This is a genomic window from Enterococcus moraviensis ATCC BAA-383 (assembly GCF_000407445.1).
Classification (GTDB): domain Bacteria; phylum Bacillota; class Bacilli; order Lactobacillales; family Enterococcaceae; genus Enterococcus_L; species Enterococcus_L moraviensis.
This window is the reverse complement of sequence record NZ_ASWB01000001.1, coordinates 883,260-908,531: the sequence shown is the minus strand read 5'-3', so window position 1 is coordinate 908,531 and position 25,272 is coordinate 883,260. Positions and strand designations below refer to the sequence as shown.

Annotated in this window: 25 protein-coding genes and 2 tRNA genes; 22 read left to right on the top strand and 5 right to left on the bottom strand. The window is 36.2% G+C overall.

Annotated elements, in window-relative coordinates; all coding sequences use genetic code 11:
- The first annotated feature begins 2 nt into the window (after positions 1 to 2).
- From I586_RS16895 to I586_RS04185, 14 genes are all read left to right on the top strand, one after another.
- Positions 3 to 2,915: a BspA family leucine-rich repeat surface protein gene (locus tag I586_RS16895; protein ID WP_010764403.1), complete on the top strand. Its 2,913-nt coding sequence runs from the start codon at positions 3 to 5 to the stop codon at positions 2,913 to 2,915.
- Positions 2,916 to 3,442: 527 nt separating this feature from the next.
- Entirely contained in the window at positions 3,443 to 4,609 is a 1,167-nt protein-coding gene (locus I586_RS04245) for an ABC transporter substrate-binding protein (protein WP_010764404.1), read from the top strand.
- A 112-nt stretch (positions 4,610 to 4,721) separates the two neighbouring features.
- Positions 4,722 to 5,600, top strand: coding sequence for a branched-chain amino acid ABC transporter permease (locus tag I586_RS04240; protein ID WP_010764405.1), 879 nt, complete (start codon positions 4,722 to 4,724; stop codon positions 5,598 to 5,600).
- A 9-nt stretch (positions 5,601 to 5,609) separates the two neighbouring features.
- Positions 5,610 to 6,578: a branched-chain amino acid ABC transporter permease gene (locus I586_RS04235; protein WP_010764406.1), complete on the top strand. Its 969-nt coding sequence runs from the start codon at positions 5,610 to 5,612 to the stop codon at positions 6,576 to 6,578.
- Positions 6,559 to 7,335 (top strand): ABC transporter ATP-binding protein, encoded by a 777-nt coding sequence (locus I586_RS04230; protein ID WP_010764407.1) that lies wholly within the window; start codon positions 6,559 to 6,561, stop codon positions 7,333 to 7,335. Before I586_RS04235 ends, I586_RS04230 begins: the two co-directional genes overlap by 20 nt.
- On the top strand, positions 7,335 to 8,036 hold the full coding sequence (locus I586_RS04225; RefSeq protein ID WP_010764408.1) for an ABC transporter ATP-binding protein: 702 nt from the start codon (positions 7,335 to 7,337) through the stop codon (positions 8,034 to 8,036). The genes I586_RS04230 and I586_RS04225 overlap by 1 nt, the downstream gene beginning before the upstream one ends.
- 4 nt (positions 8,037 to 8,040) lie before the next feature.
- Entirely contained in the window at positions 8,041 to 8,694 is a 654-nt protein-coding gene (locus tag I586_RS04220) for a CBS domain-containing protein (RefSeq protein WP_010764409.1), read from the top strand.
- A 242-nt stretch (positions 8,695 to 8,936) separates the two neighbouring features.
- A complete protein-coding gene (locus I586_RS04215; protein ID WP_010764410.1) occupies positions 8,937 to 9,515 on the top strand; it encodes a hypothetical protein in 579 nt (192 codons plus the stop codon).
- 1 nt (position 9,516) lies between these two features.
- The gene (locus I586_RS04210; RefSeq protein ID WP_010764411.1) at positions 9,517 to 10,242 is read left to right on the top strand and encodes a class D sortase; all 726 of its coding nucleotides are present in this window, start codon (positions 9,517 to 9,519) and stop codon (positions 10,240 to 10,242) included.
- Positions 10,243 to 10,259: 17 nt separating this feature from the next.
- Entirely contained in the window at positions 10,260 to 11,117 is an 858-nt protein-coding gene (locus tag I586_RS04205) for a hypothetical protein (RefSeq protein WP_010764412.1), read from the top strand.
- Positions 11,118 to 11,253: 136 nt separating this feature from the next.
- Entirely contained in the window at positions 11,254 to 11,487 is a 234-nt protein-coding gene (locus I586_RS04200) for a DUF2969 domain-containing protein (RefSeq protein ID WP_010764413.1), read from the top strand.
- A 91-nt stretch (positions 11,488 to 11,578) separates the two neighbouring features.
- Positions 11,579 to 11,659 (top strand) — tRNA-Tyr (locus tag I586_RS04195).
- 9 nt (positions 11,660 to 11,668) lie between these two features.
- Positions 11,669 to 11,740 (top strand) — tRNA-Gln (locus I586_RS04190).
- Positions 11,741 to 11,866: 126 nt separating this feature from the next.
- A complete protein-coding gene (locus I586_RS04185) occupies positions 11,867 to 12,052 on the top strand; it encodes a hypothetical protein (protein ID WP_010764414.1) in 186 nt (61 codons plus the stop codon).
- Between the two features lie 71 nt (positions 12,053 to 12,123).
- Here the strand turns inward: I586_RS04185 and I586_RS04180 are convergent, their stop codons facing one another.
- Positions 12,124 to 12,732 (bottom strand): TetR/AcrR family transcriptional regulator, encoded by a 609-nt coding sequence (locus I586_RS04180; RefSeq protein WP_010764415.1) that lies wholly within the window; start codon positions 12,730 to 12,732, stop codon positions 12,124 to 12,126.
- Positions 12,733 to 12,925: 193 nt separating this feature from the next.
- Here I586_RS04180 and I586_RS04175 point away from each other — a divergent pair, with 193 nt between their 5' ends.
- Entirely contained in the window at positions 12,926 to 17,173 is a 4,248-nt protein-coding gene (locus I586_RS04175) for a 2-hydroxyacyl-CoA dehydratase (RefSeq protein WP_010764416.1), read from the top strand.
- Between the two features lie 249 nt (positions 17,174 to 17,422).
- On the top strand, positions 17,423 to 18,130 hold the full coding sequence (locus I586_RS04170; RefSeq protein WP_010764417.1) for a GntR family transcriptional regulator: 708 nt from the start codon (positions 17,423 to 17,425) through the stop codon (positions 18,128 to 18,130).
- 51 nt (positions 18,131 to 18,181) lie between these two features.
- Here the strand turns inward: I586_RS04170 and I586_RS04165 are convergent, their stop codons facing one another.
- The 4 genes from I586_RS04165 to I586_RS04150 form a co-directional block, all read right to left on the bottom strand.
- Positions 18,182 to 18,688 carry a QueT transporter family protein gene (locus I586_RS04165; protein WP_010764418.1) on the bottom strand — a complete coding sequence of 169 codons (507 nt, stop codon included), beginning with the start codon at positions 18,686 to 18,688 and terminating at the stop codon, positions 18,182 to 18,184.
- Between the two features lie 218 nt (positions 18,689 to 18,906).
- Entirely contained in the window at positions 18,907 to 19,671 is a 765-nt protein-coding gene (locus I586_RS04160; protein WP_010764419.1) for a 3-oxoacyl-ACP reductase, read from the bottom strand.
- A 75-nt stretch (positions 19,672 to 19,746) separates the two neighbouring features.
- Positions 19,747 to 19,983, bottom strand: a complete 237-nt coding sequence (locus I586_RS04155) for a DUF2829 domain-containing protein (RefSeq protein ID WP_010764420.1) — start codon at positions 19,981 to 19,983, stop codon at positions 19,747 to 19,749.
- Positions 19,973 to 20,632, bottom strand: coding sequence for a YigZ family protein (locus I586_RS04150; protein WP_010764421.1), 660 nt, complete (start codon positions 20,630 to 20,632; stop codon positions 19,973 to 19,975). Before I586_RS04150 ends, I586_RS04155 begins: the two co-directional genes overlap by 11 nt.
- Positions 20,633 to 20,828: 196 nt before the next feature.
- On the opposite strand from I586_RS04150, the gene I586_RS04145 reads away from it, so the two are divergent.
- The 6 genes from I586_RS04145 (at position 20,829) to I586_RS04120 (ending at position 25,238) form a co-directional block, all read left to right on the top strand.
- Positions 20,829 to 21,116, top strand: coding sequence for a DUF7662 domain-containing protein (locus I586_RS04145; RefSeq protein WP_010764422.1), 288 nt, complete (start codon positions 20,829 to 20,831; stop codon positions 21,114 to 21,116).
- Between the two features lie 120 nt (positions 21,117 to 21,236).
- Entirely contained in the window at positions 21,237 to 21,563 is a 327-nt protein-coding gene (locus I586_RS04140; RefSeq protein WP_010764423.1) for a PTS sugar transporter subunit IIB, read from the top strand.
- Between the two features lie 125 nt (positions 21,564 to 21,688).
- The gene (locus tag I586_RS04135; protein WP_010764424.1) at positions 21,689 to 22,261 is read left to right on the top strand and encodes a hypothetical protein; all 573 of its coding nucleotides are present in this window, start codon (positions 21,689 to 21,691) and stop codon (positions 22,259 to 22,261) included.
- Positions 22,258 to 23,103 (top strand): hypothetical protein, encoded by an 846-nt coding sequence (locus tag I586_RS04130; RefSeq protein WP_010764425.1) that lies wholly within the window; start codon positions 22,258 to 22,260, stop codon positions 23,101 to 23,103. Before I586_RS04135 ends, I586_RS04130 begins: the two co-directional genes overlap by 4 nt.
- Before the next feature lie 130 nt (positions 23,104 to 23,233).
- The gene (locus I586_RS04125; protein ID WP_010764426.1) at positions 23,234 to 24,562 is read left to right on the top strand and encodes an ATP-dependent helicase ComFA; all 1,329 of its coding nucleotides are present in this window, start codon (positions 23,234 to 23,236) and stop codon (positions 24,560 to 24,562) included.
- Positions 24,552 to 25,238: a ComF family protein gene (locus tag I586_RS04120; RefSeq protein WP_010764427.1), complete on the top strand. Its 687-nt coding sequence runs from the start codon at positions 24,552 to 24,554 to the stop codon at positions 25,236 to 25,238. The genes I586_RS04125 and I586_RS04120 overlap by 11 nt, the downstream gene beginning before the upstream one ends.
- Positions 25,239 to 25,272: the final 34 nt, after the last annotated feature.

Here is a 25,272-nt window from a genome sequence, read left to right as displayed (position 1 = left end):
GAATGAAAAAATCAGTAGTTATCAATGGGTTGATCGTAGGGGCTCTGGGATTAGTTAGCGCATATGGAACCGCTGCTTTCGCAGAAGAAAGTAACAGCATAGAAGCTATTCCAGAACAAACAGTAAAAGTTGCAGAAGACAATGAGCCAACAGCGCTTGTTGTGAACGCAGAAAAAAAAGAGCTAAAAGAAGGACAAACGCAGCAATTAACAACTGTATTTACGCCAGAAAATAGTACAGCTAAACTTACTTGGACATCCAGTGATGAAGCGTTAGCGACTGTTTCTGAAACAGGAGTAGTTACGGCTCTTAAAGCTGGGACTGTAACGATCACAGCCAAAACAGAAAGTGGATTAAGTGGAGACGTGGCACTAACCATCAAAGCAAAAGTGGAAGGGACATTTGGTACAGTGCCTTGGGAATGGGATGCAAAGAGCCAGACACTTACCTTTGGAGGTGGGGAACTTCCGAATACTGATAGGAATAATAATATTAGTCGTATAGAATGGGATAGTCTTTCTGATTGGGAGGACATAAAATGCATTAAATTCACTAAACCAGTTATAGCTAGTTCCTCTATGGATCATATGTTTGCATATTTAAGTACATTAGAAACAATAGAAGGAGCAGATCTTATTGATACAGGTGGGGTGACTAACATGAGAGCAGTATTTTTTTGTTGTTCAAAACTGACAGATGTAGATGTAAGTAATTGGAATACAAGTAAAGTGACGAGTATGCTCTCTCTATTTCGTGATACTGAAAAACTGACGGATGCAGATGTAAGCGAGTGGGATACGATTAATGTGACAAATATGTTTTCTATGTTTAGTAGTGCTGAAAGTCTAACAAAATTAGACCTGAGCAAGTGGAATACAAGTAAAGTGACTAATATGGCGGGTATGTTTTTCTGTACTTTTAATCTTATGGATTTAGATTTAGGTGATTGGGATACGAGCCAAGTGACGGATATGTCTTCTATGTTTTCAGCTGCTACAAGATTAACTAAAATAGATATAGCTAATTGGAATACAAGTAACGTTACCGATATGGGTTGGATGTTTAAAGATGCTTCAAATTTGGTGGATGTAGATGTCAGTGGTTGGGATACAACTAAAGTGACGGATATGTCTTCTATGTTTTCAGCTGCTGAAAGCTTAACTAGAATAGATACAGCTAATTGGAATACAAGTAACGTTACCGATATGCGTTCCATGTTTTATAATAGTTCAAATCTGATTGATATAGGTGTAAGCAGCTGGGATACAAGAAATGTGACGGACATGTCTTCAATGTTTTCTGGCGCTTCAAGCTTAACAGGAGTAGATATATCAGACTGGGATACAGGAAAAGTGACGAGTATGAGTTCAATGTTTTCTGGTACTTCAAAGTTAACGGACTTAGATATCAGTAATTGGAATGTAAGTAATGTTTGGCATATGTCTAATATGTTTCAGTCAAGTGGTATAGCAGAATTGAACCTTATCAATTGGGATACGAATAATGTATTAGATATGAATTCGATGTTTAATCAAGCAGTGAATTTGACCAAATTAGATTTAAGTACTTGGAATACAATAAAAACAAGAGAGATGACGAACATGTTTGCTTACGCACATAACCTTTATGAACTGAACATAAGTAATTGGGACACGAGTAATGTCAAATCAATAGATGGTATTTTTTATAGAACTGATTCTTTAGATGTATTGATTCTAGGTCCAAATTTTAAACCTACTTCATCAACTCAGTTACAAAGGAAAAAAGGAGATCCTTATACTGGAAGATGGCTCTTAGATTCTTCAGAAGCTGAAAATAGCTATGAGAGCAGTTCAAGGTTCATGGCGAACTATGATGGAACGAAACCGGGGAAATACATCCGTGAAAAGAAAGCAGGTATTGAGGTAACTGGAATCGAGGTCACCCCTTCAGCTTTAAACCTAACGATTTCTGAAGAAAGCCAGTTACAAGCAAAAATTCTTCCAGAAAATGCAACGAATAAAAAGGTTACGTATTCTGTTGCCGATGCATCTATCGCTTCTGTAACAGAAGAAGGTCTTGTCACTGGATTAAAATCAGGTACCACAGAAATTACCGCACTAACAGAAGACGGTGGCTTTAAAGCAACAACTACTGTAAATGTTTCTGCAAATAGTTCACTGATCTTAGATCCATTTTATCTTGGATTAGATGACTTTATTACAGGGGAAATCGACACAGCATTAAACCCTAAAAATGCCCAACTATGGGTCAATAATAAATTGATTTCCACGGCAACAATCTTTAGTGATGGATTTTTTGAACTAGATACAGAAGAATCCGTTGCTAATACAACAGATAAAGTAACGATCGTTATTTTAGATAGCAAAAATGAAGAAATCGATCGTGGCATGGTCCAAGTTGAAGAAATTGCCTATGAGTTGACGGTAAATGACTATGTTTTATCAGAAGACACAACGGTTTCAGGTAAGACCGATTATTTCCATACCCATGTCGCGTTGATCATCAACGGAAAAGAAATTGAACGAAAATTATTAACCTCCAATCGTCAATTTGCATTCGATGTAGACGGGTTAATTGAACAAGAGAGTGATAAAGTTGAAGTTGTAGGGTATCGTTATGGTACAGAAATCACACGTCAAAACGTTACAGTTCAACCTGCTAAGGTAGAAATGACACTGGACAACTACACGCTGGACACGCCTTTCGTAACAGGAAAAGTTACTGGTAAATCAGCAAGCAGTGTTCGGTTATATGTCAATCGCAGACGTCAAGAAACAGTGAAAATTGCAGAAGACGGTACATTCAAATTATTAGGAGTAGGGATTCTGTCTCCTAAAGATAAAGTAGAAGTAGCTGTTTTAAATGAACAAGGAATAGAAGTGCTGCGAACGCCTGTAAGTATTGTACAATAAAAAGTAGTAAATAACGTTGCGTATAACAGAATGACTAGGATAAGGATCGACCTGCAAGTGGCTTCTGTCAGTTTTATTAGGACGGAAAATGACTTGTACATCAATGTCTTATTCTAGTCATTTTTCCATTTATCTCAAATACTGAGTGGGATCAATAAAGTATTGGTGGATGTCATAAATCTCTTAATTAAAGAAAAATAAAAGTAAAAACATGTTGAGAGATTCTGTAAGCGAATAGGAAAAATCAAGTTTAATAATTTGAATTATAGGAATTTTCTGAAAATTCATTGACATTTCTTTTATTATTGATTATATTTGTATACATACTTCTTTAATAATTATTTATGCAAAGAAAATAATCTGGCTTTACGAATTCGTTCAGCTTTAAAATCATCTAGCTTTTTGTGCTATTTCTCTAGGAAAAAGATAAACACTGATTGTGGTAAAAAGTACTTCATTCTGTTTTGCCTATTTTCCAGCCAGAGCTTAGTCGCACAACAAGTTTTAAAATCAAGGGAGGAAACAAAATGAAAAAATTTAGTTTTTTATTTGCTAGTCTATTTCTATTAGCAGCTTGTGGTCCAACAGCTGGCGGAGGTGCAAGTGGTGCTGGAAATAAGACTGAGGGAGAAACAATCAAAATTGGGACGAACCTAGAACTTTCTGGAGATGTTTCAGCGTACGGTAATGCTGAAAAAGAAGGAATCACTTTAGCTGTTGAAGAAATCAATGCATCAGGTGGCGTTCTTGGTAAGAAATTAGAATTGATCGAAAAAGATAATAAATCAGAAAATGGAGAAGCAACATCTGTTGCTGCCAATTTAACTGCAAAAGATAAAGTTGTTGCAGTGATCGGACCCGCAACATCTGGAGCAACAAAGGCAACAATTCCGAATATGACGAAAGCAGCGGTACCTGTCATTACACCTTCCGGTACAGATGATAGTATTACGCTTGTAAATGATAAAGTACAGGAATACATTTTCAGAGCTTGTTTCCAAGATACATTCCAAGGGGTTATTTTAGCGAACTTTGCACAAGATAACTTAAAAGCAAAAAATGTGGTAATCATTGGTGATAATTCAAGTGATTACGCAATTGGATTAACGAAATCATTCAAAGATACGTTTAAAGGCAAAATTGCCAAGGAAGAAACATTCACAGCAGGAGATAAAGATTTCCAAGCAATCTTAACGAAAATCAAGGATCTAGACTATGATGCAATCTACATCCCAGGCTATTATTCTGAAGCTGGTTTAATCATCAAACAAGCACGTGAGATGGGCATCGACAAACCAATTCTTGGGGCAGATGGATTCGGTGATGAAAAACTAGTTGAAATCGCTGGGGCGAAAAATGTATCTGAAGTGTATTACACAGGTCACTTCTCAGAAAAAGCACCTGCAACTGATAAAGTAAAACCATTTGTAGAAGCATTTAAGAAAAAATATGATAAACAACCATCTGCATTTAACGCATTAGGTTATGATTCTGTTTACATGCTAAAACAAGCGATAGAAGACAAAGATTCAGCTGATTCAAAAGAAATTACAGAAGGTTTAGCTTCATTAAAAGACTTCGTTGGTGTAACAGGAAAAATGACAATGGATAAAGATCATAACCCTGAAAAATCAGCAGTCGTATTAGGCTTGACTGAAGGAAAAGAAACATCTGCGGATGCTGTCAATCCATAAAATCAACGATTGATACGAAACTAAAAAAGGGTGTGACAAGGTTCCACGTTTTGTCTACCCTTTTTTTCTATAATCAAACAGCAATTATTCTAAAATATTGGAAGTGATAAACATGGAAGTAGTTATCCAACAATTAGTCAATGGCCTTTTTCTAGGAAGCATTTATGCTTTACTAGCTCTGGGGTATACAATGGTTTACGGGATTATCAAATTGATCAACTTCGCCCATGGAGAAATTTATATGTTGGGCGGATTTATGGGGTATTTCTTTATTAATAAGTTAGGTCTTGGTTTTTTCCCAGCATTGATTTTATCTATGGCAGGTGCTGCCATTATTGGTGTGGTGATTGAATTTTTAGCATACAGACCATTACGAAAATCAACAAGAATTGCAGCGTTGATTACGGCAATCGGAGTTTCATTTTTGCTGCAAAATGGCATGATTTATTGGTTAGGGCCTGAAAAAAAATCTTTCCCACAAGCAATTGAATTTAAAAATTACCAACTGGGCTTTATTCAAATATCAAATATTCAAGTTCTTATATTAGTTATTTCTCTCGTCTTGATGGTTGGCTTACAATTGATTGTCAAAAAGACAAAAATGGGTAAAGCGATGCGGGCTGTTTCGGTTGATGCGGATGCAGCACAATTGATGGGAATCAATGTTAATCGCACGATTTCATTTACCTTTGCTTTAGGTTCTGCTTTAGCAGCAGCAGCAGGTATGCTGATCGGTCTTTATTATAATTCTATTGATCCAATGATGGGTGTAGTACCAGGGCTTAAATCATTCGTTGCAGCAGTTTTAGGTGGAATTGGGATTATTCCAGGAGCAGCATTAGGTGGTTTTGTGATTGGATTGTTAGAAACAATCACGATCGCACTTGGGTTTTCAGATTATAAAGATGCGGTTGTGTACGCATTATTAATTATTATTTTATTGATTCGTCCTGCTGGAATTTTAGGCAAGAACATCAAAGAGAAAGTGTAGGTGGCAAACATGAAAAAGAATTTAAAATATAATCTTGTTTGGCTTTTGATCGCCGCATTCGCCTATGCTTTTATTTATGTATTGTATATTACAGGTGTCATTACACCATTTACTGAATATACGCTCATTACGATTGGCATCAATATCATGTTAGCGTTAGGGTTGAATTTGATCATTGGCTTTTCGGGACAATTTTCTTTAGGGCATGCGGGTTTTATGGCGATTGGCGCCTATAGTGCAGCAATTATGACGGTAAAATATCCTACTATGGCTGGTTTTTTCAGTGGTATTTTATTGGGTATCGTTTTATCAGGGATCGTGGCCTTATTGGTTGGTATCCCAACCTTGAGATTAAAAGGAGATTACCTAGCAATCGCAACATTAGGAATTTCAGAGATTATTCGGATCATTATTATCAATATGGGGGATTTAACAAATGGACCTGCAGGTATTTTTGGTATCCCACCAATGGTTAGCTGGCCGATGGTCTTTGGCTTTGTGGTAATTGTAACGTTGATTATTGTCAACTTTATTCATAGCGGTCCAGGACGAGCAACGATGGCAATTCGAGAAGATGAAATTGCGGCTGAATCAATGGGGGTAAACACGACGAAATATAAAGTGGCTGCCTTTATCATTGGTGCAGTTACAGCAAGTGTTGCTGGGGCAATTTATTCTAGTTATGTTCAAACGATTGCACCAAAAGATTTTGGTTTCATGAAATCAATCGACATTTTGATCATTGTTGTTTTCGGTGGTATCGGTAGTGTTACGGGGACCTTTATTTCTGCAATTGTATTAGGGATTTTGAATATGTTCTTGCAAGATGCAGGTGCCCTTAGAATGATCATCTATGCATTAGCGTTGATTATTATCATGATTTTCAAACCAGGTGGTTTACTTGGAACATGGGAATTTTCAGTTAAAAAATTATTCAAGAAAAAGGAGGACAAATCGAATGCCTCTATTGAACGTTAGTAATTTAACAAAAAACTTTGGCGGATTGGCCGCTGTTTCAAATGTTAATCTGTCTTTAGAAAGTAATGAATTGATTGGACTGATTGGTCCAAATGGAGCGGGAAAAACCACTTTATTTAATCTTCTAACAGGAGTTTATGAGCCGAGTGAAGGGACCGTGACTATTGATTTATTAGGAAAAGAACATGTTTTAAATGGAATGAAACCATATAAAATTGCGGATATGGGGTTAAGTAGAACTTTCCAAAATATTCGTTTGTTTAAAGAGTTGACTGTGATGGACAATGTGTTGATTGCAATGAATAGCAAAAATAAAGAAGGGATACTTTCTAGTATTTTACGTGTACCAACATTTTATAAAAAAGAAGAAGAAATGAAACGTAAAGTAGTAGAACTTCTAGCGATTTTTGGTTTAGAAGAAAAAGTCGAAACCTTAGCGAAAAACCTTCCTTATGGTGAACAACGACGTTTAGAGATCGTGCGAGCGTTAGCAACACAACCCAAAGTATTATTTTTAGATGAACCAGCGGCAGGGATGAACCCGCAAGAAACAGCAGATTTAACAGAACTGATCAGAAAAATTCAAAAAGAATTTCAAATCACAATCGTTTTGATCGAACATGATATGAGTTTAGTAATGGACGTTTGCCAAAGAATTTATGTTTTAGAATATGGAAGAATCATTGCTGAAGGGAAGCCAGAAGCAATCAAGAACGATCCACGCGTGATCGAAGCTTATCTAGGAGGTGAACTATAATGTTAACAATCGATAATCTATCTGTGCATTATGGTGTGATCCAAGCGGTCCGCGATGTAAGTTTTAACGTAGAACAAGGAGAGATTGTTTCATTGATTGGCGCAAATGGAGCAGGAAAAACGACGATTTTAAGAACGATTTCCGGATTAAATCGCCCGTCAAATGGAACAATTACATTTGAAGGACAACCAATCCATAAAATGCTTCCACAAAAAATCGTTGCGTCAGGACTATGCCAAGTGCCAGAAGGAAGACATGTGTTTTCTGGTTTGACCGTCCAAGAAAATTTAGAGATGGGTGCCTTCTTACGTAAAGACGGTGACTTAAAAAAAGATTACGATATGATTTTTGATCGTTTTCCTATTTTGAAAGAACGTAGAACGCAAGATGCTTCTACTTTATCTGGTGGAGAACAACAAATGCTTGCAATGGGAAGAGCACTTATGTCAAAGCCAAAACTACTATTATTAGACGAACCATCAATGGGATTGGCTCCGATTTTTATACAAGAAATCTTTAGTATCATTCAAGAAATCAATCAACAAGGAACAACTGTTTTATTGATTGAACAAAATGCAAAAATGGCATTATCAATCGCAGACAGAGGATATGTATTAGAAACGGGTGAAGTTGTTTTAAGTGGTCCAGGTAAAGAACTATTAGAAAGTGAAGAAGTTAAAAAAGCATATCTAGGAGGTTAATAACATGAGTGTTAGTGATTTTATGACAAAGAATTTAGTCGTTGCGCAACCAGAAATGAAGATTTTTGATGCTGTCGATTTGATGAAAAAAAACAATATCCATCGCTTGCCTGTTGTGAGAGACGAACAAGTTATTGGGTTGATTACAGAAGGCACGATCCAATCTGCATTACCATCAAAAGCGACAAGTTTGAGCGTTTACGAAGTGAATTATTTATTAAATAAAACGACTGTGGCTGATATCATGGTGAAAGAAGTTCAAACCATCGAACCAGAAGCTTCTTTAGAAGATGGTATTTTCAGAATGCGTCAAAATAATATCGGTGTATTACCTGTTGTTGATAGCAATAAGAACCCAGTAGGAATTATTACGAACAATGATATTTTCGATGCGTTCTTAAAGATTACTGGATACAATGATGGCGGAACACGAATCCAACTTCGCATTCCTGAAGACCATAAAGGAATTTTAGCAGACATCACGAAACTGTTAGCGGAGAATGATTTTAGTATTTTAACAGTTGTGGTAAACCGGAAAGAATTAGAGACAATCATTGAATTGCAAATTGAAAGTCGTGAAACAAACCAGATAAAAAAAATATTAGAAGATGCAAATTATGATATTTTTGAAGCCACATTTATATCGAAAAAAGTATGAAAAGTAAATAATAGCAGTACTTCAAGCGTTTTTTTACTGAAAAAGAATTTGACTATTGTAAATGCGTATGATAGTTTTATAGGGTATGGTGAAAACGCAAGTTTGAACTTATTTGGAATATTAAAGGGAATTATACTTTAATATTCTTTTGTATGTCCTCTAAATTCGAGAGGGTGTTGTTGGTATAATTTTTACAGATATTCTGTAATTGATTATAAATATTTAAGATAGGAGGAATACAAATGAAAAAAGTTATCGGATTTATTATTGCTGTCGTTGCTACAGTAGGATTTGCAACATCAGTTTCTGCTGATGGCGCTATTTCAACTACAGAGCAGTCAATTGTTAATGAATTGAACGCTGGTGCAACAATCGGCGGCAAAAAATTCAATTTCGGCGCAGCTGAAACGAATGCAGTTTCGAATCACTTGAAACGTGTTGATTTAACACAAGCTCAAGCGGATGAAGCTATTAAAAATATTCAATCAGCACGTGCGTTAGTTGAAGGCGTATCTGTTAATGCATCAGGTGCAAATTCACTTGGAGATGCACTTAGATTATTACCAGCTAATGTAATTTCTCAATTACAAAGCTATGTAGTTGCGGCTGGAAATGCTGTGGGTGTGAAAATCACTTTTGGTGCTGGTGGAACGTATTCGGCAGTGACAATCACTGACAATACAGGTGCTCCTGTTTATCAAACTGGTAATCCAGTGAAAAATACAGGATCAAACTACGCGTTAAGTGGCATTACTTTTGGCTCATTGATCGTGGCTGCAGCAGGTGCAGTATTCGTGAGCAGAAAGAACAAATTAGCATAATATGAAACAACTAAAAAGAGTGGGGGCATTTATTTATGTGCCTCTTCTCTTTATGTTTTTTGGCTACCTCATTATTTACATAATCGGTGCACCTGTCATTAACTTCGCTTCTTCCGCAGTTGAATTGATTTCACTAAACGATGCGCCATCTTTTGAGCAAAAAGGAACCAACCTTTTTGAAAAAAGAAGTGGACAAACCGAACAAGTGTCATCAGACAAGCAAACGAAGAAAAACACTACTCAAAAACCAGACACTTCTGAAAAAGGAGAAATCTCTTCTTCAAAGATGGTCTATCCAGTTGGAGGAGATCAGTTTGGTGAGATAGTTATTGATAAAGTCGGAATTAATGAACCGTTATATTACGGAGATAGCGAAGAGATTTTGCGTTTAGGCGCAGGACAATATATAGGAAGTATGATTCCAGGGGATTTAGGGACAACGTTGATCGGTGGACATAATTTACCTTCCTTTGGAAAAATTTATTACTTAGAAATTGGGGACGAAGTCAGTGTCCACACTCATTATGGGGATTATACCTATCGTGTAACAGAAGTGAAAGTTGCGAACTATAAGGATCCGTCGATCGAAGCTAAATTAGGTGACCAATCAAAACGATCATTAATTCTTTATACTTGTTATCCATTAGATGCAATTGGCTTAACTCCGGAACGTGTTTTTGTTTCAGCAGATTATGTATCTGGGCCAATTATTGATGAGAAGTCGTAAAGGAGGAGGATCAATTGATGAAAAATCGTGGTCGTACAATGAAAGTAATCTCTCGTTTTTTTATTGCATTTTTATCTTCTGTATTTTTGTTTGCATTTTTGATTTTATTAACGTTAAGACTGACACTTTTTAGTGAAAACTATATTGCAAAACAAGCTGCTAAAGCAAATTATTATTCAGAACTAACGGAAGAAATAAATCGTCAAATCGAAAATAGTGCTTTAGGAAGTAATATTCCTCAAGGTGTCTTGAATGAATCAATTAAAAAAGAACTAGTAGAAAAAGATGTAAATGCCTATTTCAACGCAATGTATAATACTGGGGCAAAGTATTCGATTTCAAATGAGAAAGGCATCCATGATGATGTCTCTAAAGCAATCACAGATTACATGAAAGAAAAAAATATCGAAGTAACACCAGAATCTGAACAAGCTGTAGTGGGACTTTCAGACAATGCTGTCAACATTTATAAAGGATATATCGAATTGCCTTTTTTAGTATCTTATGGAAGAAAAGTGATGAACTATAAATCGAAATTAGTCATTTTTATGATTGTTTGCGGCGTTTTATGGGCGCTATTAAGTTTCTTTTTGTATTCTTCATTGAGAGGCTATTTCCATCGTTTATTGAGGTATTGGGCATATATTTGTATAGGCAGTGGGTTGATGATGGTCGTTGTCCCTACATTAATCATAATGCAAGGTTTTTTGAAAAAGCTAGGTATCCAATCTAAAGCGATGTATGATTTTATCCAAAATTACTTATCCAGTTTTTTATGGTTGTTTATTATTGTTGGAATGGTCTCTATTGCAGCAGGCATCATTTTTGCCGTACTGAGCGAAGTGAAAAGAAAGCAACTGTTCAGTACTGAATGATAGCGACAAGAGTTAAACCTAAAAACACCTTTAAATAAGTAGGTAACTAGCGGAAGTGGAGCAAAACTTTTTTGAGTACTGCGCCACTTTCTTTTTTTTGCATAACATGATACCATGTATCTTTGGAGGGATGAAAATGTCAAAAAAAAATAAAGATATAGAAGTTAAAATAGACGAAACAGAAAAAAAAATAAATGGTGAATCAATCACTGTCAGTACATTAACAATTGGCAAAAAAGAAATCGGTCAAGTTTTAGCACAAGACACAAAAAAATTTGCTGTAGTGATCGATGGAAGAAATGAAGCCACTATGAAAACGCTTGATGAGGCGATAGAATACATTATTCGCCAATGGAATTTAAACGACTAAAATAAATAACAACTTTTTTTTGAAAAAGGCTTGCAATTTGTTCAAAAGTTTTGTATTATAACTAAGTCAGGTTTGTTACTAAAAACCTTTTGGAGGAATAGCGAAGTGGCTAAACGCGACGGACTGTAAATCCGTTCCTTAGGGTTCAGTGGTTCGAATCCACTTTCCTCCATTTTCACATTGGGGTATAGCCAAGCGGTAAGGCAACAGGTTTTGATCCTGTCATGCGTTGGTTCGAATCCAGCTACCCCAGTCTTTTTATTAGAACAACTCGAATAGAGTTGTTCTTTTTTTGTGACTAAAAAAAGACTAGGTACTTTTGTTCTCTTTTTTAGAAATATATGATAAAGTGAATGAAAAAGAATGAGGAGGTAATCGAATGAACATTAAAGAGAAAATAACTGAAACAGCTGAAAAAGTCTACGACTTAGCACGTGAAGGAAAGTACGATATTAAAGTAAATATGTTTTCTAAAACGAAAAATACTGCAGCTACTAAAGGGATTCAAGTGGTATCTGCTAGAGATACAGCTCATACAAAGAAATGGCGTGCCAAGAATCGATAGAATGGTGCAATAAAATAAAAGAGCCTGAAACAGCACAGGATGTTGTTTCAGGCTCTTTTATTTTAAACAGGCTATTTATCGATTTCAAGACCTAGAACCGTTAAATGGCCATTTCCTACCAATTTAATAACAAGTCTAGCCAAATGGTTGGGAGACATGTCTGTGTCACTTGTAATCCACCAATGAAGGGTTCCGATAAAAATCGATGTCATATACTCAATGATGAAATCAATTGGTACTTCAATTTCATTTTCTGTAATCTTTAACTTTGAAAAAATGTCCGCATATTTCTCATAAATGATATCAGCTAATTTTTTTCGTAATAATTCGTTTGAACTACCATCCATGATGGTTAGAAAGAAATTTTTATTTTTTTGAATATTAATATAAATATTTGTCAGAAGAAATTCGATTTGTTTTACTTTGATTCGATTGCTGACGATTATTTGTTCTGTATCGATTACAGAAGTGAATGCGTCGATTGCAAAATCGAATATCTGCTCATAAAGATCTTGTTTGTCTTTGAAATGGGCATAGAAAGTTGCACGATTGATCATCGCCTCATCTGCGATATCTTGAATCGTTATACAGTCGTAGCCTTTTTCATCAACTAAGTGAAAGAAAGCTTCAATAATCATTTTGTGTGTTCGCATTACCCTTAGGTCTGTTTTCTTTGCCATAAAAAAATTCCTTTCGAAATAATCAACAGTTTTTGAAAGTTTGTTGCTTATCTCACAAATTTGGGTGTTTTGCTTGTTGCAATTAAATTAGAATCTTTCTAAAATATACATAAGTATTATATCAGACACCTTGTAGGATAATCAACAAAGTGTTGTGAAATAAAAGGGTATGAAATATAAGGAGATCAAAATTATGACAATAAGAGCAGGAATAGATGTCGGTTCGACAACTGTGAAATTAGTAATTATTGACGAAGAAAACCAGACAAAATTCGCAAAATATGAACGACATTACTCAGACGTAAAAGCAGCAACTGAAAAAGTTTTGTACGAAGCAATGGATGAATTAGGTGAGGAAACCCCGATTACGATGACGATTACCGGTTCTGGTGGCATGGGTTTGGCTGATGTTTTGACTATTTCTTTTGTTCAAGAAGTGATCGCTTGTACCAAAACGGTAGAAAAAATCATACCTGAAACAGATGTAGCAATTGAATTAGGTGGTGAAGATGCCAAGATCACCTTTTTTGAAGGGGCCCTAGAACAACGAATGAATGGGAGTTGCGCTGGCGGTACAGGAGCTTTTATCGATCAAATGGCTGTTTTATTAAAGACGGATGCTAATGGTGTCAATGAATTGGCTAAAAATTATCAAACAATTTATCCAATCGCCTCACGATGTGGCGTTTTTGCAAAAACCGATGTGCAGCCACTAATCAATGAAGGCGCTGCTAAAGAAGATATTTCAGCGAGTATTTTTCAAGCGGTCGTTAATCAAACCATTGCAGGGCTTGCAGCTGGTCGCAAAATCAAAGGAAAAATCGCTTTTTTAGGTGGGCCGCTTTTCTTCATGTCAGAACTTAGAAAACGATTTATTGAAACCTTAGATGTAAAACCCGAAGATGTGATCTTTCCTGAAAATCCGCAGCTGTTTGTCGCAATGGGAGCCGCGATATACTCTGAAGGGGCAAAACCGACCACATTAGCTGATTTGATCCATCGATTGACTAAAGGTGATCAAGAACAATTAAAACCAACAGATACGCTAGCGCCCTTATTTAATGACGAAAAGGAATTAAACGATTTTAGAGAACGCCATGATCAAGCGAAAGCACAAGAAAAACCTTTAGCTGAACATCACGGTGTGGCCTTCTTAGGTATTGACGCAGGTTCAACAACTACGAAAGTTACGTTGATTGATGAAGAGGGAAATTTGCTGTTTTCATTTTATGGCAATAATCAAGGACAGCCATTAGAAACCACGATGAGTGTTTTGAAAGACTTATACCAACAATTACCACAAGATGTCTTTATTGGAAAATCTGCTGTAACTGGATACGGAGAACATTTGATCAAGAATGCATTGAAAGTGGACATTGGTGAAGTGGAAACGATGGCACATTATAAAGCTGCCGATCATTTTCAACCAGGTGTTGATTTCATTTTAGATATCGGTGGACAAGATATGAAAGCCATGACGATCAAAGATGGTGTATTGTCATCTATCCAATTGAATGAAGCATGTTCTTCAGGTTGTGGCTCCTTTATCGAGACTTTTGCTAAATCATTGAACTTTGATGTAAAAGACTTTGCGATTGAAGCATTAAGCTCTAAAGCACCGGTTGATCTGGGTTCTCGTTGTACCGTATTTATGAATTCAAAAGTCAAACAAGTTCAAAAAGAAGGAGCGTCTGTCGGCGATATTTCAGCGGGACTATCTTACTCTGTAATCAAAAATGCGATATACAAAGTAATCAAAGTTCGTCGTCCTGAGGAATTAGGAAAGAAAATCGTTTGCCAAGGCGGAACGTTTTATAATGAAGCTGTATTGCGAGCGTTTGAAATGATTAGCGAACGGGAAGTCGTTCGACCCTCTATTGCTGGTTTGATGGGTGCATATGGGGCAGCCCTGATTGCGCTAGAAAACTATGAACTTGGAGAAGAAACAACAATTCTTGGACTTGAAGAACTAGATACCTTTACAGCGGATAAAGAGTTTACTCATTGTGGTCTCTGTGAAAATAATTGTATGATGACCGTTACAATTTTTTCAGATGGCCGTCAATTTGTGACTGGCAATCGTTGTGAACGTGGGGCTAGAATCAAAGTAAAAAGAGAAGACCGAAGAGTAAATTTAGTTGATTACAAATACCGTAAACTATTTAAATATCGTCCGTTGAAAGAAAAGGATGCTGTCCATGGTAGAATCGGAATCCCGCGTGTTTTGAACATGTATGAAAATTATCCGTTGTGGCATACATTTTTCACAGATCTTGGTTTTCGAGTTGAATTATCTCCACGTTCGAACAAGGAATTATATGAACAAGGAATGGAAACAATCCCAAGCGACACCGCATGTTACCCAGCTAAAATCACTCATGGTCATATTCAAGCTTTGATTGATTCGAATATTCCAATGATTTTTTATCCAGGGGTTGTGTTTGAACGACAAGAATCAGCTGAAGCAGATAATCATTTTAACTGTCCAATCGTACAAAGTTATCCTGACGTTATTCGGAATAATGTAGATGACATACGCGATGGTAAAGTAGATTACCGTAACCCATACATCAATTTAGCAAATGAAGCCTCTGTTGCAAAAGTTTTAACTGAAACATTTGCAGACCTGGGTATATCAGCAGAACAAATTGCTCAAGCATTACGTCATGGCTATGAAGAACTGGACTCTTTCAAAGAAGATGTCCGCAATAAAGGAGAAGAAACATTAGTGATGCTGAATCAAAAAGGTGAGAAGGGTATTGTTTTATCAGGACGACCTTATCATTTAGATCCAGAAATTAATCATGGTATTGCGGATGTGATCACACAAGAAGGGTTTCATGTATTGACCGAAGATTGTGTTTCTCATTTGAGTGATGTTGGGAATTTACGTGTTGTCAATCAATGGGTGTATCATTCTCGGTTATATGCTGCTGCTCGTGTTGTAGCAAAGTCTAAAAATCTTGAATTGGTTCAACTAAATTCATTTGGTTGTGGATTAGATGCAGTCACAACGGATCAAGTAGAAGAAATTATGAATCAATATGGAAAAATCTATACAGTGTTAAAAATCGATGAAGGGTCTAATTTAGGCGCAATCAGAATTCGTTTACGTTCTTTAAAAGCAGCGGTCGGTGAACGAGAAAAAATGAATTTTGAACCAAAATTACAACATGAAGAACCAGAGAAAATCATCTTTACTAAAGAAATGAAAAAAACACATACGTTGTTATTGCCGATGCTTAGCCCAATCCACCAATCAGGATTAGTTGATGTGGCTTTAAAGGCTTCAGGATATAATGTTGTTTGTTTACCAGCAGATGATCGGGAAGCTGTAAACGTTGGATTAAAATACGTCAATAACGATGCGTGCTATCCAGCTATCATTTCAATCGGCCAATTAGTCGAAGCGCTGGAAAGTGGCGAGTATGATTTAAATCACGTAAGTGTAATGATGACACAAACAGGCGGAGGATGTCGTGCTACAAATTATATACCACTCCTTAGAAAAGCTTTGAACGACGCTGGTTTCCCGCAAGTTCCAGTAGTTTCAGTATCAATGGGCAATAAAGGTGTAGAGTCTAATCCAGGATTTAAGTTTACATTGCCAATGCTAAAACGTGTTGCAGTAGCCTTTTTATATGGCGATTTATTTGAGCGGGTCGTTTATCGAACACGTCCTTATGAAACAAAAGTCGGCATGATAGATGCACTTCACGCTAAATGGCTAAAACAAATCGAAAAAAATGTTCGTAATGGCTCATTGACCTTATTCAATCGGAATATGAAAAAAATCATCAAAGAATTCGATGAAATCCCGTTAAATGAAGTCAAGAAACCCAAAGTTGGTATTGTGGGCGAGATATTGGTGAAATATTCACCAACAGCGAATAATGATATTGTGCGATTGCTAGAAGCAGAAGGGGCAGAGGCAGTTGTACCAGATATCGTTGGATTTATGAATTACTCTTTATATAATCAAATTTGGAAATATGACAACATGGGCATGTCTAAACAAAGTAAAAACCTAGCGCAATTTGCGATTCGAATCATTGAGTATGTTGAAAAACCGATGGACAAAGCACTAAGAAATTCTAAACGTTTTGAAGGGTTAAGCTCTATTCATGAATTAGCAGAGGATGCTGGGAAAATACTTTCAATTGGAAATCATACAGGTGAAGGCTGGTTCTTAACGGGTGAAATGATCGAGTTATTGAAATCAGATGTGAATAATATTGTTTGTATGCAGCCTTTCGGATGTTTGCCAAATCATGTGGTGGGCAAAGGAGTTACCAAAGAATTACGTCGTCAATATCCAAAAGCCAATATTGCACCAATCGATTATGATCCAGGTGTATCATTAGTGAATCAACTGAATCGAATTCGTCTGATGATGGCAACCGCAAATAAAATGATGGATGAAGAAAAAGTCCGTTCTTAAAAGAATGACCTAAGTTGTAAGGTAAATACAGCTTAGGTCATTTATTATTTGTTTAGAGCGCAAAAGGTAGTAAAAATCCATTTGTTCACACACACTTGTTTTATCAATTATGAAAAATAATTACTTTTCCTTCGTTGATGCATACCAAAATACTTTGTTAAACGTCTATTCTGTTATATTTTGGAACTTTTAGTTGTTTATGAGGTATATACCAGTTATAATGAAAGAGAATAAAAAGGAGGAAATAAGATGGTTTCAAGTTTACCAGTTTATATTCAAATCCACGATAAAATTAAAGATGACATTGAACATGGTGTTTGGAAGATTGGAGACAGGCTTCCATCAGAACGAGAGCTGGCGATCCAGTTTAGTGTTAGTCGAATGACGCTAAGACAAGCGATTCAAACACTTGCTGATGAAGGGATTTTAGAACGAAAGATTGGTTCTGGGACATATGTTGCCCGAAAAAAAGTGCAAGAAAAAATGACGGGAACAACTAGTTTTACAGATATCATGCTTTCTCAAAATCGAGTACCATCTAGTCGCACTGTTTCTTATTATGTAGCCAAACCAAGTTCTAGTGAAATGGAGAAACTGAATCTAAAAGAAAACGAGCAGATTGTTCGGATGGAACGGATACGTTTTGCTGATGATCTACCAATTTGTTTTGAAGTAGCTAGTGTTCCTTATTCTTTGGTGGACCAATACAGCAAAGCAGAGATTACAAATTCTTTTTATAAAACCTTAGAAGAAAAAGGCGGCAATAAAATCGGCCATGCCAATCAAACCATTTCAGCAATGCTTGCCTCTGAACAAATTGCAGATTATTTAAAAATAAAACGAGGAGATGCGATCCTTCGTTTACGTCAAATTTCCTATTTTGAAAATGGTACACCATTTGAATATGTGAGAACTCAATATGTAGGGAATCGTTTTGAATTTTACCTAGAAAAATAAAAAGAAAAATTGCTAATAACTCATCTGTCTGGAAGAGCATTAGCAATTTTCTTATTTGGTTAAATCTATTTTTTCGTTGACCCAGTAAATCAAAATGCCGCCAACTGACATAGACAATAGTTCACCGATAGCTACGGTTATCCATGTATAGAAGAAAGGTAGATGATAAAAATAAGTCAACTGACCGGCTACCGTAAACATTGAAAATGAACAAATAATTGCAGTCAGGATCATCTTTTTAATCGGACTTTCTAGCTTTCTTGTTAGATAATACGATACAAATAAAACGATAAAAGTGGAGGTGCTGCCGATGACGACATCCACTAAACCCAATGGTGAAGCAAAATTTGAAATAGCTACACCCAGCGTTACCGCGCCAATATAGCGTTTATTGAAAAGCGGTAAAAAATTAAATAATTCTGAAAACCTAAGTTGAACAGCACCGAAACTAAAAGGTGCCAAAAAAATAGTGACAACGACATAAAGTGCCGTGATCAGCGCCATTTTCGTCAAAGAGATGACAGACCAGGCTTTAGTCTGTGTGTTTGGATTATTCATTCTTTGTTCTCCTTTGTAAAACAGATTGACTGTTTTAGTAATGACTATGACCAAAGGAAGTGACAGAACTATTCTGCCAACTGAAGTGTCATAGTTTGAAGCATAGTGACTTGTTAGAACCACCTGAAATTGATTGGAGTTTTAATGAGTCATCTCACCTTATTCATGTTATCGAACATTAGAGGATTTGTAAAGTAGATGGTAAGATGTAAGCTTCCTCATTTTTCTAGCCAACCACCATCGATTGGCATCACAGTTCCATGGATATAATCCGCCTGTTTACTTGCCAAAAAAAGAGTTAAAGCAGCGACTTCTTCTGGTTTTGCCCAACGTCCAGCAGGAGTTTCATTAGCAACCCATTCGGCCATTTTACCATCACCAGCAAAGTCAGCCGCGTTCATAGGCGTTTGGATTGCACCAGGAGCAATTGCATTTGCGCGAATCCCTTGCTTGATATAGTCATGATCCAATTGTTTTGTATAGCCGATGATAGCATGTTTTGAGGCAGTATAAGCTGCACCGCCACCGCCTGCAACCATACCAGCAATAGAAGCCATATTAATGATCACGCCATGTTTTTGTGTGATCATTTGTGGCAATACATTATTCGTCACTAGGAATGTTCCTTTTAAGTTTACGGCCAAAATACGATCCCATAATGTTTCTGTCGTTTCTAAAGTCGGAGTATAATCATCCAAAATACCTGCTGTATTTAATAAAATGTGAATAGCGCCAAATTGTTCATTTGCTTTGTTTACAGCGGAAACAATGTCTTTTTCTTTCGTGACATCACCTTTAAAAGAGCAGAATGTTCCAGCAGTATTATCCGTGTGTGTAGTTGTTTCGGCCAAGCCGTGTTCATCAATATCCATACCGAGAACATTGGCGCCTTGTTTTGCAAAAGCGATCGCTTGAGCTTGTCCTATGCCAGAAGCGGCTCCTGTCACAAAAATCGTTTTCCCATGGTATTCATCAAAATGCATATGGATTCCTCTTTTCTTGATCATTAAGAAAAGCTAGACCAACTTATTTAAAGTGTTCTAGCTTTGTAAAATTGTTTAATCAATGTTGACGATTTTCCAGTCTTGCGCCAAAACATCACAAGGTGTTGGTGAAAACATGCTGTATCCCTCGTCAGAAGTCTTGATTAAAAAATAAGGTGTAACTTGAAGGAATGTACCATCGGATGTTCCAATTTCATCCCTAAGTTCAATATACAATTCAAATCCACCCCAGCCTTCTCTGACAGCTTTGGCACCTTTTTTTATTTGAGGTAATACTTCTTCAAATGTCATCTAATTGCTCCTTTTTTATGATTGGCAGTTCATGATAAGAACATTCGCCTGTTTTAAATGTAACTTGTCCGTTCAATAAATCTAAAATTTCAGCCATAAATTCATCTGATTTTGGTTCATCAACAAGACAAAATACTTCAACTTGTTCACCATAGATCATTTCCTTTAATGTGTAGGGTGTATTTTCCAAAAAATTTTGAACACTCCCTACATTTGGGTAACTGATTGTCAAACGGATTTCTTGCTGCAATTTTCCTTCCACCAAACCAACTGCACCCAATGCATGGGAAACAGCGTGGCTATAAGCTCGAATCAGCCCACCAGAACCTAACTTAGTTCCACCAAAATAGCGAGTCACGACGGCGGCAACATTTATTAATTCTTGCTTTTTTAACACTTCCAACATAGGAACGCCAGCTGTTCCGCTAGGTTCACCGTCGTCACTACTACGTTGAATATCGTTTTTCTCACCTATCACAAAAGCACTACAGTTATGATTTGCTTTCCAATGTTCCTTTTTCTTTTGAGCAATAAAGTCTTTTGCTTCGTCTTCTGTGTAGGCACGTTTTAGAGAGCAGATAAATCGTGATTTTTTTATCTCGATTTCGCTTTCTCCGTCAGAGTGAATAGTAAAATAGCTTTCAAGCATTTGCTCATTCCTTTGCTAGATAATAGTTTAAGTATAAAAAAAATAACGACGAGAAGCAACTGTTCTCTTTAAAATGAAAAAGCCCGCTTCATTTGCTTCTTGAACTATTTATGAGATAATGATTAAAAGGCAAACCAGTTTTACGTAAGAGCTAGTTTTATCTAAGAAGTTAAAATAGAGAGTGGGAGTGAATGATTTGGCAAAAGAGCGTCAAAAGAAATATGATAGCGTTACCCATTATTTGGCAACCAATGGAGGTTCACAGGTGACTTTAACATTCACTCAATTTGATGAGTTACTTTTCCCTCACTCTGGACTTCCGAAAACAGCTCGAACGGATGTCGATTGGTGGGCAAATGACCATAAACATCCTGAAAAAGGAGCCTACGGTTGGCTCAATGCAAGCTACCAAGTTGTACAAGTCAATCTTGAGAAAGAATATGTCGTTTTTAATAAGTTACTAAAATCCAATTGGCTTATCTAAGTTGAAAATAACAATTAGTCATAAGTAGGAAGCGTTGACAAAAGGCTGTTTTTTACTATACTATGAATAAAGAGAATACAAAATATGTTATATTATTAGTAGAAAAAGGAGATGGATACAATGACTAAAAAAACAATTATGCTTGTATGTTCTGCAGGAATGAGCACGAGTTTACTCGTAACGAAAATGCAAAAAGCAGCAGATGCACAAGGATTAGACGCAGACATATTTGCAGTTTCTGCTTCTGATGCAGATAATAATTTAGACAGTAAGCCTGTAGACGTATTGTTATTAGGCCCTCAAGTTCGTTTTATGAAAGCCGACTTTGAGAAACGTTTAGAACCAAAAGGGATTCCTTTAGAAGTTATCAATATGGCGGATTACGGCATGATGAATGGTGAAAAAGTGTTACAACAAGCATTGAATTTGATTGGAAATAAAGGATAATATAAGCGTGTTCGCACAAGTGAGGCAAAACAAGGTATACGTTTTGTCTCGCTTTTTTGATGTGTTGAAAAAAATGCTTGATTTGGTAAAATATAAAGATAGTAAAGGGGTGGATGTAAGTTAAAATGAAAAGAAAAGTGTTGGTTTTTGGATTGTTTTTAGGGATGATAATGACGTCTTTTTTTATCGCGGGGTATATCAAAAAGAATTATGCACACACGATATATCAAGCCTTAAAATTTTCAGGGATTGGATCAGAACAAATTGTTTTTCAGCAGGAAGAAAAAGACCATATCGATGTATTTTTAGCAGATGGTAGTAATTTGAAAATTGTTATCATGAAAGCGAAAGAGAGCAATGGACGCAAAAATTATGAAATCATTCAAACAAGCGAATGGGAAGATTTTTTTTCTGATGAGGAGACCTCAATAAGTGATACTGATGCAATAAAAAACCAATTGGAAATGATGCGTTCGATTGAAAATGTACCTTTTTATTCAGATAAAGAGATTCATAAATCTTTTGGGGAATCATTATTTTTTATTAGGAGTACACGTAGCAAAGAAATTAAAAATTTGAAAATCAATGGTCAAAGGCCAACGAATATATTTACCTATAATTACAAAGGTGTTGTGAATTACGTATACTATTATGAAGAACTAAAGCTAGAGCACGATAAGGTAAAGGTGAGGATATGAGACGGCAAATGAAAGAGGAGCAGAAAACAGCTGCAGAATATGTTAAAGAGGTAAAGCGTTTAAGAACCTATTGGTTGATACTAGGGATAATCGGTTTTGTATTATTTATTCCGCTGCTGACATTAATTATTTTGCATGACAATGTGGCAACATTTATTCTATTCTTTCTCTTGTTTTTGTTGTTAACAATTTCACTAAAAATCAGAAAAAGGGTTTTACAGATTCGCACTATTTTGACGATGAATTGTGATCACAGAAAGTATACTGAAATAAATCTACAATTAGTAGAAAGACCTTTTTACAATAAAATAGGAATTAGTAATTATAAAAACTATTTTCAGGCAATGTCAGATTACTATGATGGAGATTTTGTTGGAATGACTGGGCATTTAGAGGGCATCAATCTTGAAAAAGGAACGCTAGATTTAAAACTTCAATACTATAATTTACTTGGCAATTACTACAAAGAAAGCAATGATTTACAAGGGTTAAAACAGACAATTGATGATGTTAGGGCCTTGAGAAATCAAAAAAAATTTCCTAAGCGACTTATTCCATTCTATGATTCTTTAGAGACTATATTTCACCGCCACTATTTAGTTTTAACGAATGACAAAAAACTTTTAACGAAATTATTTGATTTTCTTGCTACGGAGCAAGAGCTGCTAAAAAAAGTAAGCATACATTTTGAAATAGGGAGGAGTTACTTTAATTCAGCGACGTTTGCTCAGGCGGAAAAGCATCTTAACTATGTGATAGAGCATGGTGAAAAAACGTATTATGCACTCTATGCCCAACAAATCATCGAGAAAATGAACGAAGAGGATTGGGCTGATTTCTGATTCATTTAAAAACGCAACTGAACCACTAAAACAGTGGCTCAGTTGCGTTTTTTGTATACTTCCAGCAATTTTCACTTTTTAATTAAAAAAAATAGAAGGAAAATGCGTAGTTTAATTATGGAGGGGGAAAATGGAAGAATTATGGGGAAGAAAAGTTCTAAAAAAAGAGATCAAGGATAATGAAATTCTCGTGGAAGAAGGTCAAAAATTACCCACGATGAAAGAAGTGAATGATCATAAAATTCAATGTTTACGTTGTGGTCAGGTTCAATTGAAACATACAGTGCGGTTAATGAATCAATACTACTATTGCCCAGAATGTATTCAATTAGGAAGGGTAGACACAGGTCGATTTTTTTATCATTTACCAGAGCCAAATCCTATAAAAAGAAGGGTTCACTTTGCATGGAAAGGAGAATTAACTGAGGGGCAACAACAAGTTTCTGACGCATTAGTTGCTTCTGTAAAAAAAGCGGAATCTCGAATGATTTGGGCTGTTACTGGCGCTGGAAAGACAGAAATGTTGTTTCAAACGATTCACTATTCTTTAGAAAGAGGGTATCGAGTTGGGATTGCCTCGCCCAGAGTAGATGTCTGTTTGGAGCTTTTTCCAAGAATCCAAGCAGTTTTTCCTGACGAACCAGCTATCCTTTTACATGGGAATATGAAAGAAGACTATGCCTATACGAAGTTAATAGTCTGTACAACGCATCAATTGTTGCATTTTTATCAAGCTTTTGATGTATTGATCATTGATGAAGTGGACGCTTTTCCATTTGTTGGAAATTTGCAGTTGCAATATGGTGTAGAGCAAGCAATCAAGAAAACATGTTCTTTGGTTTATCTTACTGCAACGCCTACAAAGGAGCTAACTGAAAAGAATACCAAAAATGAAGTGCAGATTAGCATTTTACCTGCACGCTATCACCGAAGAATTTTGCCGGTCCCAAAGAAAAAGTGGTGTTATAAGTGGCATGAAAAAATCAAAAAAGGTAACTGTCCTAAGCCATTACGGGATAAAATCCACACACTAGTCAGCAAAAATGATGTATTGATTTTTTGTCCAAGTATTTCTTTAATGGAACAACTGAAAAAGGCTATTGAAAAAATTTTTTTAAACATTCCAATAGCGTGTGTTCATTCACAAGATCCAGAACGTTTAGAAAAGGTTTTAAACATGAGGAATAAAGCATATAGAATTCTGATAACCTCTACAATATTAGAAAGAGGAGTGACTTTTGATGGTGTTTCGGTGATTGTTTTAGGTTCGAATCATGATGTATTTGCTACCTCTGCGCTGGTTCAGATTGCTGGGCGAGTCGACAGGAAAAAAGAATACACAGCCGGAGAAGTGTGGTTTTTACATGATGGCTGTACGAAAGCAATGAATAGTGCGATTCAGCAGATCGTAGAAATGAATACTTTAGGTTTAGAAAGAGAGTTACTTGATGAAATGTAATTATTGCAATCGATTGATCAGCAGAAATCTGACATTTAAAGAGATTTTTTTACCTCAAAAAATAATAACAGAACAGTTGTGTTTGCAATGTGTCAGCAGCTTTCATTTACTGGAAACAAAAAATTGTTGCCAAGGCTGTCAACGTCAAACGAATAAGAAGTATTGTGGCGACTGCATAAAATGGCAACGTCATTATCCAAGTTATGATTTTCACCACGAAGCTCTTTTTTCATACAATGAAGCCATGCAAGAATGGTTTGAAGCGTACAAATTTAAAGGGCATTACAAACTTAGATATAGTTTTGCTCCTTTTTTGCAAGAGTACTTTAAACAAAAAAAAGATCTTTTGGTGGTTCCAATGCCTATTTCCAGTAAACGAATGGAGACTCGAGGATTCAATCAAGTTGAGGGATTGCTAGAAGCAGCCAACATTTTCTACCAGCCTTATCTTATTCGTTTTGAAGATGGCATATCCCAAGTGCAAAAAACACGGAAAGAGCGAATGGAATTAACTCAACCCTTCGAGCTAACAAAAGAAGGGCAACGAGAAGTGCAAAATCGAGAGGTTCTGCTGGTAGATGACATTTACACAACGGGGCGAACAATTTTTCATGCAGCACAAGTTATTTTAGAAAAAAGCCCTTCAAAGTTGTATACGTTTTCTCTCGCAAGATAACGGAACAATTAAAATAAAAAATCGACCGCAATTT